Source organism: Gemella taiwanensis (assembly GCF_054054385.1).
Map to the genome: position 1 here is coordinate 154,987 of NZ_JBSMTL010000002.1, position 16,842 is coordinate 171,828.

The 16,842-nt window shown below is 29.6% G+C and carries 18 protein-coding genes; 1 reads left to right on the forward strand and 17 read right to left on the reverse strand.

Annotated elements, in window-relative coordinates:
• Positions 1-195 precede the first annotated feature (195 nt).
• From prmC to clpX, 11 genes are all read right to left on the reverse strand, one after another.
• A complete protein-coding gene (gene prmC, locus ACWOA3_RS02790) occupies positions 196-1,038 on the reverse strand; it encodes a peptide chain release factor N(5)-glutamine methyltransferase (RefSeq protein WP_456883992.1) in 843 nt (280 codons plus the stop codon).
• Entirely contained in the window at positions 1,038-2,126 is a 1,089-nt protein-coding gene (gene prfA, locus ACWOA3_RS02795; protein WP_456883993.1) for a peptide chain release factor 1, read from the reverse strand. The genes prmC and prfA overlap by 1 nt, the downstream gene beginning before the upstream one ends.
• 14 nt (positions 2,127-2,140) lie before the next feature.
• On the reverse strand, positions 2,141-2,719 hold the full coding sequence (locus ACWOA3_RS02800; protein ID WP_204644375.1) for a thymidine kinase: 579 nt from the start codon (positions 2,717-2,719) through the stop codon (positions 2,141-2,143).
• A gap of 85 nt (positions 2,720-2,804) precedes the next feature.
• A complete protein-coding gene (locus tag ACWOA3_RS02805; RefSeq protein ID WP_003145327.1) occupies positions 2,805-3,050 on the reverse strand; it encodes a type B 50S ribosomal protein L31 in 246 nt (81 codons plus the stop codon).
• A 253-nt stretch (positions 3,051-3,303) separates the two neighbouring features.
• Positions 3,304-4,137, reverse strand: a complete 834-nt coding sequence (locus tag ACWOA3_RS02810; RefSeq protein WP_456883994.1) for an amino acid ABC transporter substrate-binding protein — start codon at positions 4,135-4,137, stop codon at positions 3,304-3,306.
• 12 nt (positions 4,138-4,149) lie between these two features.
• Complete coding sequence (locus ACWOA3_RS02815; protein ID WP_456883995.1) at positions 4,150-4,779, reverse strand: amino acid ABC transporter ATP-binding protein; 630 nt, start codon at positions 4,777-4,779, stop codon at positions 4,150-4,152.
• Between the two features lie 3 nt (positions 4,780-4,782).
• On the reverse strand, positions 4,783-5,427 hold the full coding sequence (locus ACWOA3_RS02820) for an amino acid ABC transporter permease (protein ID WP_456883996.1): 645 nt from the start codon (positions 5,425-5,427) through the stop codon (positions 4,783-4,785).
• Positions 5,428-5,559: 132 nt separating this feature from the next.
• The gene (gene rpsP, locus ACWOA3_RS02825) at positions 5,560-5,832 is read right to left on the reverse strand and encodes a 30S ribosomal protein S16 (protein WP_003145074.1); all 273 of its coding nucleotides are present in this window, start codon (positions 5,830-5,832) and stop codon (positions 5,560-5,562) included.
• Between the two features lie 466 nt (positions 5,833-6,298).
• The gene (gene yihA, locus ACWOA3_RS02830) at positions 6,299-6,895 is read right to left on the reverse strand and encodes a ribosome biogenesis GTP-binding protein YihA/YsxC (protein ID WP_314989065.1); all 597 of its coding nucleotides are present in this window, start codon (positions 6,893-6,895) and stop codon (positions 6,299-6,301) included.
• Positions 6,896-6,897: 2 nt separating this feature from the next.
• Complete coding sequence (gene lon, locus ACWOA3_RS02835; RefSeq protein ID WP_456883997.1) at positions 6,898-9,195, reverse strand: endopeptidase La; 2,298 nt, start codon at positions 9,193-9,195, stop codon at positions 6,898-6,900.
• 22 nt (positions 9,196-9,217) lie between these two features.
• A complete protein-coding gene (clpX, locus tag ACWOA3_RS02840; RefSeq protein ID WP_456883998.1) occupies positions 9,218-10,426 on the reverse strand; it encodes an ATP-dependent Clp protease ATP-binding subunit ClpX in 1,209 nt (402 codons plus the stop codon).
• Positions 10,427-10,746: 320 nt separating this feature from the next.
• Between clpX and ACWOA3_RS02845 the strand changes: the two genes are divergently transcribed.
• Complete coding sequence (locus ACWOA3_RS02845; protein ID WP_456883999.1) at positions 10,747-11,988, forward strand: aminotransferase class I/II-fold pyridoxal phosphate-dependent enzyme; 1,242 nt, start codon at positions 10,747-10,749, stop codon at positions 11,986-11,988.
• A 79-nt stretch (positions 11,989-12,067) separates the two neighbouring features.
• Here ACWOA3_RS02845 and ACWOA3_RS02850 read toward each other — a convergent pair whose 3' ends face one another.
• The 6 genes from ACWOA3_RS02850 to ACWOA3_RS02875 are packed head-to-tail and all read right to left on the reverse strand — an operon-like array spanning position 12,068 to position 16,842.
• Positions 12,068-12,796 carry a type 1 glutamine amidotransferase gene (locus ACWOA3_RS02850; protein WP_204642257.1) on the reverse strand — a complete coding sequence of 243 codons (729 nt, stop codon included), beginning with the start codon at positions 12,794-12,796 and terminating at the stop codon, positions 12,068-12,070.
• A gap of 4 nt (positions 12,797-12,800) precedes the next feature.
• On the reverse strand, positions 12,801-14,102 hold the full coding sequence (locus tag ACWOA3_RS02855) for a MurT ligase domain-containing protein (RefSeq protein ID WP_456884000.1): 1,302 nt from the start codon (positions 14,100-14,102) through the stop codon (positions 12,801-12,803).
• An 11-nt stretch (positions 14,103-14,113) separates the two neighbouring features.
• Complete coding sequence (locus ACWOA3_RS02860) at positions 14,114-14,830, reverse strand: response regulator transcription factor (RefSeq protein ID WP_003145978.1); 717 nt, start codon at positions 14,828-14,830, stop codon at positions 14,114-14,116.
• 19 nt (positions 14,831-14,849) lie between these two features.
• Complete coding sequence (locus tag ACWOA3_RS02865) at positions 14,850-15,581, reverse strand: pseudouridine synthase (protein WP_003145977.1); 732 nt, start codon at positions 15,579-15,581, stop codon at positions 14,850-14,852.
• A gap of 9 nt (positions 15,582-15,590) precedes the next feature.
• On the reverse strand, positions 15,591-16,139 hold the full coding sequence (scpB, locus tag ACWOA3_RS02870) for an SMC-Scp complex subunit ScpB (RefSeq protein ID WP_003145975.1): 549 nt from the start codon (positions 16,137-16,139) through the stop codon (positions 15,591-15,593).
• Position 16,140: 1 nt separating this feature from the next.
• Positions 16,141-16,842 carry a segregation/condensation protein A gene (locus ACWOA3_RS02875; RefSeq protein ID WP_442566155.1) on the reverse strand — a complete coding sequence of 234 codons (702 nt, stop codon included), beginning with the start codon at positions 16,840-16,842 and terminating at the stop codon, positions 16,141-16,143.

Sequence of the window (16,842 nt, forward strand, 5' to 3'; positions counted from 1 at the left end):
TCTGATAACGTCATTAATATTATTTCATCTTTTATATTTTCTTCTCTATTAAACATACTAAAACCCCCTCTATATACTTATATTATAACATTTTTAGCGTTTTTTCTCATTAAATAGGCTGTTGATTCATGCATATTTTGCATTTGTCAACAGCCTGAAGAGTTTCTTAGATTAATTCCTAAGAAACTCTTATTTTTATATTCTTTCTAATATAGCCATCCTATCTCGGCCGTTTATATCTTTATACACTTCAGCTTTAAATTCATTCTCATTGGCTAGCTTCAGTATCTTCTCTCTTTGATCATATCCTATTTCAAAAAATATCATACCATCTTTATTTAAATATTCTTTAGAATTTTCTACTATTTCTCTATAGAAATACATACCATCTTCTTCTGCGAATAAAGCAAGATGCGGATCGTAATTTAAAACATTATCTTCCATTGTTATTTTATCACTATATGCTATATATGGAGGATTTGAAACTATGATATCGAATTTCTCATTTACATTCTCAAAAATATCAGATTGTATAAATTTAACCTCTGCCTCATTCATTATCGCATTTTCTTTAGCAACTTTTAGAGCTTCTTCACTAATATCACTTGCAACCACCTTTAGCGACTTAGACTCAAGTTCTTTTCTTAAAGTTATTCCGATAATACCACTACCTGTACATAAATCTAAAATTTTTATGTTATTTTTATTAATAGATTTTATATACTCAATAACCTTATATATAAGTTCTTCTGTTTCCATTCTAGGCGATAACACATCTTTAGTAACTTTAAACTTCCTATCATAAAAATACTCAAATCCCGCAAGGTGACTTAATGGCATATTTTCCTCTATATGTTTATCAATTAAAGAAAAATACAATTCTTCTTTTTCTTTTGATATTTGCTCAGAAATATTATTTGTAAATTGTTGAGAGTTTTCATCCAACATATACATTAATAAAAATCTCGCTAACGATTCTTCTTTTCCTTGTCTTCTCAAAAGAAGACAAGCTTTTGTAATAGCTTGCCTTCTGTTCATTATAGTTCTTCACCTTTATTTAGTTCTACCATCTTCTCAGCTTGTTCAGCAATACGAAGTGCTTCTAGAACCTCATCAAGTTTACCTTCCATAATTTGGTCTAATTTTTGAATAGTTAAACCAATTCTGTGATCAGTAACACGATTTTGAGGATAGTTATAAGTTCTAATACGTTCAGAACGGTCCCCTGTTCCAACTTTAGATTTACGTTCAGCATCAAATTTAGCTTGCTCTTCTTGTTGATATTTATCATAAACACGAGCACGTAAAACTTTCATAGCTTTTTCTTTATTTTTTATCTGAGAACGTTCATCCTGCATAGATACAACAACACCAGTAGGAATGTGCGTTAAACGTACAGCTGACATCGTTGTATTAACCGATTGTCCTCCAGCACCACTAGATGCAAAAGTATCAACACGGATATCATTTTCATTAATGTCGATTTCAATCTCTTCTGCTTCAGGTAATACTACAACTGTTGCCGTAGATGTGTGAATACGTCCACTTGATTCTGTTGTTGGAACACGTTGAACTCGGTGTGCACCACTTTCAAATTTCATCTTAGAGTACACATCTTCACCAGAAATAATAAAGATCGCTTCTTTAATACCACCGATACCAGTTTCAGAACGTTCTAAGACGTCAACTTTCCATCCTTGAGATTCAGCAAATCTAGTGTACATACGTAATAAATCACCAGCAAATAATTGTGCTTCATCTCCTCCAGCTGCTCCACGAACCTCAACAACAACGTTTTTCCCATCGTTAGGATCTTTTGGTAATAATAAGATTTTTAATTCTTCTTCCATTGGTGCAAGAGTTGGTTCTAATTCTTTGATTTCCTCTTGCATCATTTCTTTCATTTCTTTATCTTCTTCTATTTCAAGAAGTTCTTTTGTATCTTTAATTTGTTGAACTATATCTTTATATTCTCTAAATACAGCTACAGTTTTTTCAATAGAACGTTGTTCTTTAGAATATTCCATAAGTTTTTTCGTATCACTTACAACATCTGGATCACTAAGTAATTCGTTTAGTTTTTCATAACGTTCTTCAACTATCTCAAGTTGTCCAAAAATTTCCATTTCTTCCTCCTAATTTATCTTTTAATTTCATGACAATGGCGACATCTAGCTTCATACGATTCACTAGCACCAATAACCACTATTGGGTCATCATATCTAGCAGGTTCACCATCAATCAATCTTTGACTTCGACTAGCTTCTTTACCGCATTTATTACAAACAGCATGAAGTTTTGTTACCATTTCACTTACAGCCATTATTTCAGGCATCGGGTGAAACGGTTCTGCTTTGAAATCCATGTCTAAACCTGCAACAATAACGCGTATACCATCATCAGCAAGCTTATTAATAACTTCTACAATTTTCTCATCAAAGAACTGTACTTCGTCAATTCCTATGATATCATATTTTTTATCAATAATATAGTCATAAATCTGTTCAGCTTTATCAATATTTACTGACTCATAACTATTTCCATTATGTGTAGAGACCATATTCTCTTCGTATCTATTATCTATAGACGGTTTGAATAAAAGTACTTTTTGTTTGGCTATTACCCCTCGTTTTATACGTCTTAGTAATTCTTCTGATTTTCCAGAGAACATACTTCCACAAATACATTCTATCCATCCGAATTTTCTATTTTCTATCATTATTAATCCCCTCGGGCTTGTATTATACAATTACTAATAGAATAAAAACAGACAATCCAATAAAGAAATGTCTGTTTTATTTTTCTTACTTGATACCGTATTTTTTGTTGAAACGTTCGATACGTCCATCTGCTTGAGCGAATCTTTGACGCCCTGTGTAGAATGGGTGTGTATCTGAAGAGATCTCAACTTTTAATAATGGGTATGTATTCCCGTCTTCCCACTCGATAGTTTCTTTAGATGGTTTAGTTGAACCACTTAAAAATTTGAAACCACTTGTAGTATCCATGAATACAACTTTACGGTAATCTGGGTGAATTCCTTCTCTCATTATTATCGTCTCCTTCTGCCCTGAACGCTTTTAATACGAACAGAGTTATTTTTCAGTGAGTTAATCACATACCTTATTATTATAAATAATAATCTTAAAAAAATCAAGTACTTTTATTAATATTTGTAAACTTTTTTTGTTGACACCTTGTATTATATTTACGCTATAAAACCTCTCTTTTATTTATAGTTAAAAAATACAAAAGAGACAAACTATTATATTCGTCATTAATAGTTCATCTCCTAATCTTAAGTTATTTTTTTATCTCATCAGTAGCAACATCTTCTCCGAACCATTTATTTGATATTTCTTGGAATTTTCCTTCTTCATATAATTTATTAAATGCTTCATTCACCTTATTAATAAGTGTAACATCCGCTTTTCTCGCTCCTACTGCAAATGCTTCACTATCAAATCCTGCATTTAAAATATCAAAATCTCGGAGTTTATTCTGTTGTTTTAAATAATAATTTGCATACACTTTATCAATTAATAATGCATCAATTCGATCATTTTCTAAATCAATTAACGCCTCATTAAAACTTTCATACTGAGTAGCATCGTTATTCTTCACTATATTTTTAAGAACTTCTGGTTTCTCATTAAAAGTATCATATCCTGACGAACCATTTTGAGCACCAAGTACCCTATCTTTTAGTTCAGATATAGTTTTAATTTTTTTAGATTTTTTCACTACTACAACTTGCTCATTTATCATATATTGCTTTGTAAATCGAACTACACTTTCTCTTTCTTTAGTCTTTGAATAACCATTCCAAATTAAATCTATATTACCATTTTTCAACTCAGTTTCTTTTAAATCCCAGTTAATTGCTTGCCACTCAACTTTTATTCCATATTTTTCAAAAACTGAGTTTGCTAGATCTATATCAAATCCAACATTTTTACCACTCTTATCTTGGAATCCCATAGGAACGAACGTATTATCAAAACCTATAACAACCTTCTTATCTTTTTGAAAATCTTCCCAGTTATCTTTTTTAGGTTTATCTTTTCCACCAGATGCACAACCACTAATTATTAAAACACTAATAAGAAGAGTAATAAGTAATTTAAATCTTTTCATTATAATCACCTCTTACTTTGGTTCTACTTTCAGAATACTATCTGCAATATTTTCTGCGAATTGCAAATCGTGAGTTACAACAATCTGTGTAATCCCTAATTCTCTATTTTTAAGAATAAGTTTCTCTACTTCTAATCTAAGCTCTGGATCCAATGCACTAGTAGGTTCATCATAGCCTATTATTTTAGGATCTATCATCATCGCTCTTGCTAAGGCAACACGTTGTTTTTGTCCACCTGATAATGAAATTGGATAATTGTTTACCTGCTTATCTAGCCCAAGCTTATTCAACAATGTAAGTGCCTTTTCTTCAGCATCATTTTTAGACATATTCATAGTCTTAATTGGAGAAAGTACTAAATTTTCAAGAACTGTAAGATGCGGAAACAATTGAAAATCCTGGAAAACAAATCCTAATAAATTTCTTTTTTCTAATTCATCAATTGGAAGTGATTCACCATTATAAATTATTTCACCAGAATCAATTTTTTCTAGACCCGCTAACATTCTTAACAACGTAGTTTTCCCTCCACCAGAAGGCCCTACTATTGCTAGAATCTTATCCTCTTCTACAGTTAGGTTAAAATTCTCAAGAATTTGTCTATCTTTAAATTTCTTACTTATATTTTTTAATTCTAACATGTGTTACCTCCTATCGTAGTTACAACGCTTTTCTACTCGTTTCGATATTATTGTTACAATACCAATAAGTAGTAAATAAATAGCTCCAGCAACAAACATCGGCAATAAACTTGCATCTCTGTTAGCAGCTGTTCTACTAGCTAAAATCAAATCACTTATTCCTAATGCATATACTAAAGAAGTATCCTTAACTAAACTCATTATTTCATTAAATACACTCGGTAATACAATCTTAATAACTTGTGGTAAAATAACAAATCTAATAGTTTGAAATTGAGTAAATTTCAATACTTTCGCAGCCTCATATTGACCTTTCGGAATTGAGTCAATACCGCCTCTAAATATTTCAGCAAAATAAGCTGCATAGTTTAACGTAAATGCAATTATAGCAGCAGGTAGTCTATCAAATCGTATTCCTACTGAAGGTAGTACATAATATATAAAAATTAATTGTAGTAACAACGGTGTTCCACGCATTATCCATATATATATACTAATAAAATAGTTTAATAGCTTAATATTAAATCGCATAATAAAAGCTATAATTACACCTAAAGGAATAGATAAAATTAAAACTAGGAAAAATACTTCTAAAGTTATTAAAGCACCTTTAATTAAACTAGGTAATATTTCCATTAAATATTCCATATAATTCCTCCTTTTATATTCAATAACTACACTCGACAGCTATGTAGTTGGTTGTTTTTGAATTTTAAATCTAATTATAACACAATTTTATAAAAACAAAAACCCCTTAATAATTAAGGGGCTAAATATTCATTATTTATTTAATTTTGAATCGTGGAATTTTTTCATAATTCCTTCTTTTGATAATAAACTTCTAACTGTGTCAGAAGGTTGAGCTCCATTACCTAACCATTTTAATGCTAACTCTTCATCGATTTTAACTTCTGCTGGTTCTTTAACAGCATTGTAAGTACCGATAGTTTCGATAGAACGTCCATCACGTGGAGATCTTGAATCAGCAACAACGATACGGTAGAAAGGTGATTTTTTAGCACCTAATCTTTTTAAACGGATTTTTACTGCCATGTTTGTACTCCTTATGTTTCAACTTTTTTATTAATTTTATGTGTGTGTGTTTATGAAGTGTTTTAATGAAAAAGTTGAATCTATAACGCTAAGTTTTCTAAGCTAGATATTATTCTAACATTAAAATATAAGTATGTCAATACTTTTCGACGAAAAATGTCAACTTTTTTTGTTGACTCGTCTAATCCCTATTATATCAATTTTTCTATGCTATGTAAAGATAAAATATTTATAAAAATTTCACATCTAAAACTCTATTAATAATCAAAAAATATAGAAGGGAGTGACTCAAAAATCGTGATTTCGAAGAAATCGATTTTGTCGAGTCACCCCCGCACAGGTTATTAGATATCTAAAAAGCTTTTATAAAGCGAATTTAGATATCAATAAACCACTGCGTCTATGAGTTTTCATATAAACCTTTTTAAAATTTAGGGATTTTGGGTCGCCACTTCTTTTTTAACTTTTAATCTTCTAATACTTTAGCTATTTCATTTAGAACTTGTTCTTTCCCTATTTTAGTAACTGAAGAAAAAGGAATAATAGCCATATTATTAGTTAAGTCTAATTCGCGTTTAATTATTCCTGTATTTTTAGCAAGTTCATTTTTAGAAATTTTATCAATTTTTGTCATAACTATAACAAATGGGATTTCATAATAGTTTAAAAATTCATTCATCTCAATATCATCTTGAGATGGTTTATGTCTACTATCAATTAAATGTAGAACAAAACCTAAATTTTCACTATTAGTGAAGTACTCAACAATCATATCGTATAGTTTTTCTTTTTCTGGTTTTGATAATTTAGCGTACCCATAACCTGGTACATCGACTAAAACTAACTTATTATCAACATCGAAGAAGTTTAATGTACGAGTTTTACCAGGCTTTGATGAAACACGCGCATAGTTTTTTCTTTCTAATATTGTATTAATAAAAGATGATTTACCAACATTTGAACGACCACACATCGCTACTTCTGGTTTATCATGTTCAGGATATTGTTTTTTTGAAACTGCACTTATAAGCAGATCAACATTATGTGTATTTAACTTTTTCATCTTTATTCTCCAAATACTATTTTAAATACTTCTTGAATACTGTCAACGGAATAGATAGTTAATTTTTCAAGTACTTCTTTCGGAATATCAATTAGATCTTTTTTATTCTTAGTCGGAATAATTATTGTATTAATATTCATCTTTTCGGAACTTAAAATCTTCTCTTTAACCCCACCTATTGGTAAAACTTTTCCATGTAAAGTCATTTCTCCAGTCATCGCTATGTTATTATCAACTGGTTTTTTAGTTAATGCAGAATACACCGAAGTAGTAATAGTTATACCAGCAGATGGTCCATCTTTAGGAACAGCACCTTCAGGAACGTGTAGATGTATGTCTATTTCTGAGAAATTAATATTCTCAATATTAAGATTTTCAGCATTAGATCTTAAATAAGAAATCGCCATTTGTGCTGATTCTTTCATTACATCCCCTAGTTTTCCTGTAAGAATAATCTTACCATTTCCTTTAGATACACTTGTTTCAATTTCTAGAGTATCTCCACCAACAACTGTATAAGCTAGACCATTAACTAAACCAATCTCAGGTTTAACATTTTTATCTTTTGAACTATATTTTTCAGGTCCAGCAAAATCCTCAAGGTTAGTAACACCTACTTTGATTTTCTCTTCTCCTTGAAGAACTTTTAGTGCAGCTTTTCTACAAATAGAACCAAATACTCTCTCTAAATTCCTTACACCAGCCTCATAAGTATATCCATTTATTATCTTATTAATCGCCTGTTTACTAAAGGTAATTTGACCTTTTTTAAGACCATTTTCTTTAATTTGACGTGGTATTAAATATTTCGCAGCGATATTTTCTTTTTCTTTAATAGTATAAGATTCAAGTTCAATTACTTCCATCCTATCTCTAAGTGGAGCTGGAATTAAACTCAAATTGTTAGCTGTCGCAATAAATAATACTTTTGATAAGTCAAATGGAATATCTAAGTAATGATCTACAAATTCATTGTTTTGAGCTGGATCAATTACCTCTAGCATAGCTGCTGCAGGGTCACCTTTTATATCAGAAGCCATTTTATCAATTTCATCTAACAAAATAACTGGATTCTTAGTTTTTATTTTCTTCAATGATTGAATAATTTTACCAGGTAAAGCACCAAGGTAAGTTCTTCTATGTCCACGAATTTCAGCTTCATCATGTACTCCACCTAAAGAAATACGAACAAAACTTCTTCCCATAGAAGCGGCGATTGATTTAGCTAATGAACTCTTACCTACACCTGGAGGTCCTGATAAACATAAAATTGGAGATTTCATATCATCTCTTAATTTTTTAACTGCTAAAAATTCTAAAATTCTCTCTTTTATTTTTTCTAAACCATAGTGATCTTCATTAAGAATTTTTTCTGCATTCTTTATATCTATTTCATCAGCTGTTAGTATATTCCACGGAAGCGCAACAACAGTATCTAAATAAGTTCTAATGATAGAATGTTCAGGACTCATTACCGGTGTTTTTTCTAGCCTATCTACTTCTTTTAATAACACTGCTTTATCCTCTTCAGATAATTCAATATCATTAATAGCTTGACGAATCTTTTCAATATCGTCATCTTCAGGCGATATTTGCTTCAACTCATCTTGTACAACTTTCATCTGTTCACGCAAGAAGTATTCCTTTTGTTGAGTATCGATATTAGCTCGAACTTTTTCATCAATCTCACGTTTGAAGCTATTTCCAACTAAGAAAGCTTCTAGACTTCTATTTAAGAAAATAGCCTTTTTCTCTAAATCTAACAAGAATAATACACGTTGTTTAAGCATTTTATCAATTGGGAAAAACTTAATATTTTTATTGATAAATTTCTCTAAATCATCAGTTTTATAGTAATCAATATCGAAGTTTTCTCTCTTTAAATAATTTAGGAAATTTGTTCTGATACTATTCAATAAACCTGTTTTATCAAAACCATTATCCACAACTTCTCTAATATTAATCTCAAGGTGTTCAACATGGTTATTGTTATAAACACCACTTTTTACCTCTGCAATTCCATAACATTGGTACTCATATTTTTTATTCTTTTTATCAATTGTTAATTGACCATAAGTCCCAAAGAACACATTAAAACCATTACTATCAAATACATCTTCTTCAGAAAATGAATCATCATAACTATCAATTGGTTTTCTTTTGTATGTTACAAAAACTGGTATTTTATCTTTTTTAATAGTTTTAATTGTTTTTAAAAATTTTTTGTCCGTTACATCTATTGTATAAGTATTAGACGGAAAGAATAAATCTCTATTCTCTAATAAATAATATTTTGTCAAAACGAACTCCTCTCTAACCTATTTATTTAAAAATTGGTTTTGTTTTATTAATTACGTTATCACGTGTTACTGTGCAAGTATTAATAACTTTTTTACTTGGTATTTCAAACATAACATCAAGTAGTAGTTCTTCAATAATAGAACGAAGTCCACGTGCTCCTGTTTTTCTCTTGATAGATTCTTTAGCAATTTCTTCAAGCGCTTCTTCTTCAAAAATTAATTTAACACCATCAAGATCAAATAAGTATTCATATTGTTTAACAACTGAATTTTTTGGTTCAGTTAGTACTCTAACCAAATCTTTCTCATCAAGTTCTTCTAGATAACAAACTACCGGAATACGTCCAATAAATTCAGGAATCATACCGAACTTAACTAAATCTTCATGTTTTACTTTAGAAATAATATCTTCATCATCTTTTAGTTCATCACTCTTAGAAAAACCTATAACTTTTTCTCCTAGACGGCGTTTGATTATTTCTTCTATACCCGAAAAAGCTCCTCCAATGATAAACAGAATATTTTTCGTATTTATTTTAATCATTTCTTCTCCAGGGTGTTTTCTTCCACCTTGAGGAGGCACACTAGCAACCGTACCTTCTAGAATTTTAAGAAGTGCTTGTTGAACACCTTCTCCTGAAACGTCACGAGTAATTGATACATTCTCACCTTTTTTGGCAATCTTATCAATTTCGTCAATATATATTATTCCTTTTTCAGCTCTTTCAATATCATAATTAGCACTTTGAATTAATCTAAGTAAGATATTTTCAACATCTTCTCCTACATAACCTGCTTCTGTAAGTGTTGTTGCATCTGATATAGCAAAAGGTACGTCCAGCATTTTAGCTAAAGTTTGAGCAATCAATGTTTTTCCTGATCCAGTACTTCCTATTAAGGCAATATTACTTTTCTGTAATTCTATATCATGATTCTCTGCAGCTTTTATTCTCTTATAATGATTATAAACAGCAACAGCAACAGATTTTTTCGCCTTATCTTGACTGATTACATATTCATTTAAATGCTCCATTATTTTTTGAGGTTCTAATAATTTAAATGCTGGTTTGTTATTAGCATTTTTATATTCAATTTCTTCTTCGATTATATCTGAACATAAATCAACGCACTCATCACAGATAAATACGTCATTCCCAGCTATCATTTTAAAAACTTCGTTAGTATTTTTTCCACAAAAAGAACATCTTACTTCTTCTTTATTTTTTACCATAATTACACCTCACATTATTGAACTTTATCTTATATCTTATTATCTTTTTATTATCTAATCTATTTAAAGCCCAAAAAGATACACATTATTATACCATACAATACATTTTTTTTCTAGCAAAGACTATCATATAATATTTAATATTAAACCTTTTATAGTAAATCATAGACTATAATAAATTTAATATTTTAAAATTTTTCACCTATTAAATTCAATTCTTAAAATTTTATATGTTATTCAATTTCTTAATTATAATTCTCCCTTTTAGTAATGTCATATTAATGGTATAATAATTCTATATAGAAAACAGGAGGAATACTATGTCATTTTTTTCAAAACTAGGTGAAAATATAATTTTACCTCAAGACGTATTAATTCAATCAAAAGAAACAGCAGCTATTCCAGGTGCGATTAACGCTACAATTGGTATTGCTACATCTAATAAAAAAGCTATGGCTTTACCTTCAATAAACAAAGTAATAACAGAAATTAACAATTCAGAATACTTACCTTATTCTCCTACACCTGGATTGCCAAAAATGCGAGAATTATGGAAAGAAAAAATCTTAGCTGATAACCCTAGTATTAATAAAGACTTTTTATCATTACCTATGGTTACAACAGGAATTACCCAAGGAATCGATATAGCGGCAAATCTATTTAGCCAAAGTGGAGATGCTCTTTTACTACCAAATCTTTTTTGGCAAAATTATGCTCAGATTTATACAATTAAGTTAGGGAACAAGATTTATAAATACAACCAATTTGACGAAAACAATGAGTTTAGTATAACAAACTTCAAAGAAACTCTTTATAGTATCAAAGAAGATAAAATTTCTCTAATTTTAAACTTCCCAAATAATCCAACTGGTTATACACCTTCTGATGTTGAATTGAATTCACTAGTTGATGTAATAAGTACTTATGCAAAAGAAAATAAAAATAAACAACTTATTATTGTCTCTGATGATGCATATTTTGGACTATTCTTTGAAAAGAATCACAAAACTCCTACATTAAGTGCTACATATAAATTAGCAGAAAATGAAAACTGTTTAATAATCAAACTTGATGGAATCACTAAAGAATATTACAGTTGGGGATTACGCATAGGTTTCATTACATACTACACAAAAAATGATGAATTAAGACAACTTTTATTAGAAAAAACCCAAGGTTTTTTAAGAAGTACTACTTCATCACCTTCTAATTTATCACAACAAATTGCACTTAGATTGTTAGATAATAAAAAAACTCTTGAAGAAAAAGAAATAAATGATAAAATTATCGAAAAACGTTATAATGAATTAAAACAAGCTTTTTCCGTAGAACAATTAGATTCTCTTGTTAGAATTTTACCATTTAATTCTGGTTATTTCTTCACTATAAAATTACCATCGAATATAAATGCACATGAGTTTAGACTTAAATTTCTAAACGAATATAAGTATGGAGTTTACTCAATGGATGATGAACACATAAGAATTGCATTCTCGTGCCTAGATAAAGAGTTAATTCCAGAACTTATAAATAAATTCAAACAGTGCATTAAACAATTTTAATACAAAAAGCGACTTAAAAGTTTGATTAATAATAATCATACTTTTAAGTCGTTTCTTTATAATCTTTAAACATTAAATTTTATTTAATTGATTTTTTCAATAATTCAACCATATGTTTATTGGCATTTAATTCTATATCATTATTTAACTCAATAAAATCATATGTTCCATACTTATTATCTAACGCCGCTTTAATTAAATAATCTGTAACATTTGGATTTTTAGGTAAGATAGGACCATGTAAATACGTACCAATCAGATTATTGTATAAAATACCCTCTTTTTTATCTTCGTCGTTATTTCCATATCCTACTACTACATTTCCTAATGTTTCATAATTATGATATGTTCTTCCACCATGATTTTCAAAACCTACGATATTACCGAATTTTTCAGATTCAACAAGGATATTACCAATTAAACGTGGTGCATCTTTTTTTGATTCTGTATAAAAGTCAAGAATATTTAAACCAGGTAATTTATCACCATCTACAGTCTTATAATATTCTCCTAAAAACTGATAACCACCACAGATTGTAAGAGCTGGTATCCCATCTTCAATTGCTGATTTAAATTCATGTTTAATTTTACTGAATTGTTCTGTCGCGATACATTGCTCCCTATCAGAACCACCACCGATAAAAAACATATCACAATCTGTAAGCTTTACACCATCAGTAGAAGTAATATTCTCAATTTCTAAATTAATACCTCTCCATTCACAACGTTTTTTTAGCGCAATAACATTTCCAATATCACCATATAAATTTAATTTATCTGGCATAAAATGATATAATTTCAAATCCATAGAATTATTTCTCCAATTCTTTTTGAGTTTCTACTAAAGCCGTATAATTCGGAATAGCAATTGCATATTTCTCTTTATAACTTTTTAGTTTTTCAACTGCTTCTGAAATACTTTCTAAAACAACTACATTAGCATTAAGTCCTGAATACTTCAATCTCAACGCTAATTCTTTTGCTCGCTTACCAGAGCAGACAATATTATTTATCTTTTGTTCGTTCAGTATGTCAAAATCAGTATCCCAAATCCATGATATATCAATACCATCAGCACCATTATCATTCAATACTAATAGATAGTTTATTTCTTCTTTTATCGAATTAGCAATTGCTAAAGAAGCATTCAATCCAGCAGGATTTTTTGCTAGATTTAATAAAACTGTTGAACCGCTAGCTAAAGAAATACTCTGCATACGTCCATTAGTCGCAGTATATGATTCTAAACCGTATTTTATTTTTTCATCTTGTAATCCAAGTTCTTTTAAAAGTGAATAAGCTGCAAGTAAATTATATATATTATAATCACCAGCTAGTTTTGTTTCAATCAAAGTATCTTCATTAATAGTCATATTAATAAATGGTTCTACAGTAGCATTAGTTACTTCATATTTAACATCTCGGTGTTTAAAATCACATTTAGAACAGTGGTAAAAACCAAGTTGACTATAGTGAACATGATCATAAATTAATTCCATTCCACAATTAGGACAGAATTTAGATTCTGAAATACCAAAATCAGAAAATTTATAAGCATCTTTTGAAATACCAAAGTATATATTATCTTCACCATATTTTGAAAGCCTTGCAACGAAAGGATCATCACTGTTTAATATAAGTTGAATATTTTTCCCTTCTAGTTGTTCGCCTATTGTTGCTATCAAAGTATCAATTTCACCGAATCTATCAATCTGATCTCTAAAGAAATTATTGATAACAAATTTAGTAGGAGTAATATATTTCATTACCCTTCTAATTGAACCTTCATCAATTTCGATAATAGCTAACTTTGTATCATTTTTAGCTTGAATAGCAAAAGTTGAAATAATTCCATCCAACATATTTGCTCCTTCAAAGTTGTTTACGAAATTTTCTCCAGCAGTTTTTAGAGTATGTCCAATAAGATTTGATGTAGTTGTCTTACCATTTGTTCCAGTTACGAATACAATTTCATCAAAATGACTAGCCAGTTTCGTTAGTACATTGTCATTTACTTTTCTTAATACTTTACCCGGTAAATCCGTTCCTTTTTTACCTGCAATTTTACTAGCAGTTCTAGTTAATTTCGCTAAATTTCTATAAAATCCTAGCATGTTTTCTCCTTTTATAGACTATTTTGTGATGTATCAAATTTATACCCTATTCCCCAAACAGTAACAATCATCTGAGCAACCTTTGGAGAAATTTTATCGAATTTTTTTCTTACACGCTTGATATGAGTATCTACAGTTCTTAAATCAGAATAAAAATCATAATCCCATACAGCACGTAAAATTTCATTACGCTTAAAAGCCTTATCCGGTGATTTAGCTAAAAACAGTAATAAATCAAACTCTTTAGGTGTTAATAAAACTTCACTATCCTCAACAATTACTTTATGTGAATTAACATCAATAATTAAACCAGGGAAAACTAACACATCCTTCGTATATAGCTCTGGAGTATAAAATACACTACGTTTTGTACGTTGAAGAATAGCATTGATCCTTAACATAAGCTCTCTCGGACTAAACGGTTTAATTACATAATCATCTGCACCTAATTCAAAACCTTCAACCCTACTTTGTTCATCTGCTTGGGCAGACATTATTATTACAGGAGTAGCCTTAGTTTTTCTAAGTTCAGATAGAATAGACTTACCATTTAACATCGGTAATTGCACATCTAATAACACACAAGAATAATCCATATATTTTAGACGTTCTAAACCATCATGACCATTACTAGCTTCATCTACAATATATCCTTCTTTTTCTAGATACATTACTAATAATTTTCTAATTCTTTCCTCATCATCTACTATTAATATTCTTTCTGCCACAATACATCACTTCCTAATTTTACTTCTCACCATTCTTAGCTTTATTAATAAGTCTTTTAACCTCGTGAATCGTAAGGGTTCTGTATTCACCTTTTTTCAAACCTTCTAATGTTAAGTCTTCAATAGATTCACGTTTAAGTTTCATAACTTCATATCCTAAAGCTTCAAACATTCTTCTAACTTGTCTATTTTTCCCTTCGTGGATAGTTAATCTAACTAAAGTATTACCACTCTTGTTTTTATTTTTTACGATATTCACTTCTGCCTTAGCAGTTTTATAATTATCGATTCTCACACCATTACGAAGAATTCTAAGGTGATTATCTTCTAATTTACCATTAATTTTCGCAACGTATGTCTTTCTAATCTTATGTTTAGGGTGCGTTATTAAATTAATAAACTCACCATCATTTGACATTATAAGTGCCCCAGACGTATCGTAGTCTAGTCTTCCAACAGGTACAACACGTTCATTAACATCCTCAAAGAAGTCTTTTACACATGTTCTATCTTTTTCATCTGACATTGATGTAATAACCTTCTCAGGTTTATAAAATAGATAGTATCTCTTATTTTCTTTTAGTAAACGAACACCTTCTACGATAATAATATCACTTGGTTCGGCTTTTACACCTAGTTCTTTTACGACTTCACCATTAACACTTACTTTTCCATCAAGAATTAATTGTTCTGCCTTTCTTCTTGAAGTATATCCTGATGCAGCTATTAATTTTTGCAGTCTTTCTGCCATGTCATCCTCCTAATTTTGTAAAAATTTACTAATCTCTTCATTACTAACAATTTCCGATTTTGGTAATTGTTCTAAACTTTCTAACCCAAAAACATCTAAAAAAATGTCTGTAGTTTCATATAACTTAGGCTTACCAATAGTATCCAAAGTCTTATTCGATACTATAAGCTCTTTACTAACAAGAGAGTGTAATATAGAATCACTACTTACACCCCTTATCTTATCAATTTGAACTTTTGTAATTGGTTGATTATAAGCAATTATCGCTAATGTTTCTAGAGAAGCTTTAGATAACTTAACTAGATTTTTAGAAATAACAGCTTTTTTTATTACCTCTGTCATTTCATCTCTTAAGAGCATTTTATAGGTTGATCCAAATTTTTTAATAATCAACGAATTATTGATTTTATTATAATCTTCACAGAACACATTCAACATGTTTTCCGCTTCGTGTTGTTCCACCTCCATAAAGGTAGAAAAATATTCAATATTAAGACCATCTTCACCTTTCATGAAGAGTAAAGCCTCAATTATTTTCTTTGTTTCATCTAATAGCATATTAATTTTCCTTTAATTTATATTCTAAAATGATTTCACCATCTTTGTCAACACATAATAATTCTTGTTCTTTTATCATAGCTAAGATTCCCATAAACATCAAGACTATCTCATTTTTTTGAGAATATGTTTTTACAAGATCAAAAAAGTGCATCTTAGGCCTATCCCTAAACTTATGAACAAGTTCCTCTTTTACCTGTTCAAACGAGACTTCTCTACGATAGCTAATTAAAGAAACTTCACTATCTTTTTCATCGAAAGATCTAAGTATATTCTCCATCGCTCTTAACAATTTAGTAGAAGGTATTCGAAGTGAATCGACACTACCTTCTACTTCTATATTAGCACTTTCTTTATCTAAAAATTGAGCTCTCATTCTTTGAAGATTATCTAGTTTTTCACTCAATTCTTTGTAATTTTTATAATCAAGAAGCTGTTGAACTAGATCCTCTTCATCATCAATATTTTCATCTTCAAACTTAGGAAGTAAATTCTTACTTTTTATATGAAGCAAAGTTGCTGCCATAACAATATATTCTTCTGCATTCTCTAAAGAAAATTCATCGTTATTATTTATATATTCCAGATAACTCTCTGTTAGACGCGCTATAGGAATATTATAAATATCAATTTCCATCTTTTCTATCAAATGTAAAAGTAAATCAAGTGGTCCTTGAAAAACCTCTAAGTTAACATTATACAT

Bases quoted from the DNA above. Each gene is read 5' to 3' on its own strand.
- prmC (WP_456883992.1), bottom strand. From the start codon at position 1,038: ATGAACAGAAGGCAAGCTATTACAAAAGCTTGTCTTCTTTTGAGAAGA.
- prfA (WP_456883993.1), bottom strand. From the start codon at position 2,126: ATGGAAATTTTTGGACAACTTGAGATAGTTGAAGAACGTTATGAAAAA.
- ACWOA3_RS02800 (WP_204644375.1), bottom strand. From the start codon at position 2,719: ATGATAGAAAATAGAAAATTCGGATGGATAGAATGTATTTGTGGAAGT.
- ACWOA3_RS02805 (WP_003145327.1), bottom strand. From the start codon at position 3,050: ATGAGAGAAGGAATTCACCCAGATTACCGTAAAGTTGTATTCATGGAT.
- ACWOA3_RS02810 (WP_456883994.1), bottom strand. From the start codon at position 4,137: ATGAAAAGATTTAAATTACTTATTACTCTTCTTATTAGTGTTTTAATA.
- ACWOA3_RS02815 (WP_456883995.1), bottom strand. From the start codon at position 4,779: ATGTTAGAATTAAAAAATATAAGTAAGAAATTTAAAGATAGACAAATT.
- ACWOA3_RS02820 (WP_456883996.1), bottom strand. From the start codon at position 5,427: ATGGAATATTTAATGGAAATATTACCTAGTTTAATTAAAGGTGCTTTA.
- rpsP (WP_003145074.1), bottom strand. From the start codon at position 5,832: ATGGCAGTAAAAATCCGTTTAAAAAGATTAGGTGCTAAAAAATCACCT.
- yihA (WP_314989065.1), bottom strand. From the start codon at position 6,895: ATGAAAAAGTTAAATACACATAATGTTGATCTGCTTATAAGTGCAGTT.
- clpX (WP_456883998.1), bottom strand. From the start codon at position 10,426: ATGGTAAAAAATAAAGAAGAAGTAAGATGTTCTTTTTGTGGAAAAAAT.
- ACWOA3_RS02845 (WP_456883999.1), top strand. From the start codon at position 10,747: ATGTCATTTTTTTCAAAACTAGGTGAAAATATAATTTTACCTCAAGAC.
- ACWOA3_RS02850 (WP_204642257.1), bottom strand. From the start codon at position 12,796: ATGGATTTGAAATTATATCATTTTATGCCAGATAAATTAAATTTATAT.
- ACWOA3_RS02855 (WP_456884000.1), bottom strand. From the start codon at position 14,102: ATGCTAGGATTTTATAGAAATTTAGCGAAATTAACTAGAACTGCTAGT.
- ACWOA3_RS02865 (WP_003145977.1), bottom strand. From the start codon at position 15,581: ATGGCAGAAAGACTGCAAAAATTAATAGCTGCATCAGGATATACTTCA.
- scpB (WP_003145975.1), bottom strand. From the start codon at position 16,139: ATGCTATTAGATGAAACAAAGAAAATAATTGAGGCTTTACTCTTCATG.
- ACWOA3_RS02875 (WP_442566155.1), bottom strand. From the start codon at position 16,842: ATGTATAATGTTAACTTAGAGGTTTTTCAAGGACCACTTGATTTACTT.